General features: G+C 41.6%; 3 protein-coding genes. 1 reads left to right on the forward strand and 2 read right to left on the reverse strand.

From position 1 onward, the window contains the following. Positions 1 to 46: 46 nt before the first annotated feature. A complete protein-coding gene (locus CDG77_RS34785) occupies positions 47 to 445 on the reverse strand; it encodes a DUF5131 family protein (protein WP_094333644.1) in 399 nt (132 codons plus the stop codon). Positions 446 to 485: 40 nt separating this feature from the next. On the opposite strand from CDG77_RS34785, the gene CDG77_RS34790 reads away from it, so the two are divergent. Beyond that, entirely contained in the window at positions 486 to 1,442 is a 957-nt protein-coding gene (locus CDG77_RS34790; protein WP_094333645.1) for a cytosolic protein, read from the forward strand. Between the two features lie 67 nt (positions 1,443 to 1,509). Here CDG77_RS34790 and CDG77_RS34795 read toward each other — a convergent pair whose 3' ends face one another. Continuing rightward, a complete protein-coding gene (locus CDG77_RS34795; RefSeq protein WP_094333646.1) occupies positions 1,510 to 1,716 on the reverse strand; it encodes an MT-A70 family methyltransferase in 207 nt (68 codons plus the stop codon). Positions 1,717 to 1,759 lie beyond the last annotated feature (43 nt).

Below are 1,759 nucleotides of genomic sequence, written 5' to 3' on the forward strand. Positions count from 1 at the left end.
GCTGCTGGAATTCTTTTGCAATATACATTTTGGCAGTTTTTGACCCCTATTTCTTCAAGCTTTGTGAGAAATCCGGGGACAGCATAATTTCTGGGCGCTTGGTGAGGATTTGGAATATCTGCTTTGGTGCAACGAACATTCCGTCCAGTATTTCATGTTGCCAAAAACGCGGAACCCATTCACCAAAAACATCGGTCATTGAAGAAACGAAATGCTTTTTAGGTTTCCTTTGGAATCCCCATTTCCGAATAGCTTCTGTATCTAACACTAGCTCTGGTGGTTGCCCAGAGTAGGGTTGCTTATTCCCACCAAAGAAAGAATTTTGATTCAGCTTTTCGCTATAGCAATTTTTACATCCCTCTGAGATTTTTTGACACCACCAACCGCCTCCCTTGGCACGGATGATATTATCTGTTAAGTCTGTCCATTCTATGTTTGTTGGCATAAATACCTCTGAAATTTGAAATTAGACAATACATTTGAAAATGGCTAAGAAAACACCTCTTACTGAATACGATTCTCCTTGGAAGCAGATACTACAGTTGTATTTCAAAGATTTCATGTTGTTCTTTTTTCCCCAAGCGCATAGTGAAATTGATTGGAGTAGAGGTTTTGAGTTTCTTGATCAGGAGCTACAGCAAGTAGTCCGTGATGCGGAATTAGGAAAGCGACTGATTGATAAATTGGTGAAAATTTACCGTATTGGGGGTGAAGAATCTTGGCTATTGATCCATGTCGAAGTCCAAAGCCAGGAAGAAAGCGATTTCCCGAAACGTATGTTTGTATACAACTATCGGATTTTTGACCGTTATAATCGCTCTGTTGCATCATGTGCGGTACTGGGAGATGACAACATCGACTGGCGACCAAATCAATTTGGTTATGAATTGTTTGGCTGTACAGTTGATTTTCAGTTTCCTGTGATCAAGCTGCTAGACTATCAACAAAGGTTGCTGGAGCTTGAAGAGAGCCATAATCCGTTTGCTACGGTGGTCATGGCTCATTTGGCAGCAATGCAAACCCGTGGTGACAGGTTACAACGTAAGCAGCAGAAATTAGCTTTAGCGCGTAGGTTGTACGAGCAGGGGTTTGAGCGCGAAGCTATTCTGAATTTGTTAGGTTTTATTGATTGGATGTTGACATTACCATTAGATTTAGAACGAGAATTTAAAAGGGAAGTAGAACAACTGGAGGCACAACAATCTATGCAGTACATGACATCATTTGAGCGAATTGCCAGAATGGAATCTTTATTAGAAGGGATTGCAGTTGGTTTAAAACTAAAATTTGGTACTGAGGGTTTAAGCCTACTACCAGAAATTTCCAGAATTGAAGATGTCGAGCAATTAAGAGCAGTTCTTACGGGACTAGAGACGGCCAGTAACTTAGAACAATTGCGCTCCTTGTATCAGCCAACAACCGACACTCCCACAGAAAATTAGTGTTTAAGAGCTTGGTATTGGATTTTCCAGATGAGCGTAGACTTTTAGTGCCTAAATTATTCCTTAGTTAGGCAGTTAAGGAAATATCTTGCTGACTCTGCTCAACAGGCTGATCAAACTTCAGAGCCTCATCACCCCAACAATCCCAGCCGTCCCTAGACTCGCGTGCGAACATCTCCAGCTTAGTTATGTCTGGACACAGTTTGTCTAGGGAGCAATGCGAAAATGTGAGATCGGATTGGGAGCAATGCGAAAATGTGAGATCGGATTTTATATCTCAATTACCAGGGCTTATTCCCAATAAACCGAGGTCCAAG

It is taken from the genome of Nostoc sp. 'Peltigera membranacea cyanobiont' 213, from assembly GCF_002245975.1.
In the GTDB taxonomy this organism is placed as follows: domain Bacteria; phylum Cyanobacteriota; class Cyanobacteriia; order Cyanobacteriales; family Nostocaceae; genus Nostoc.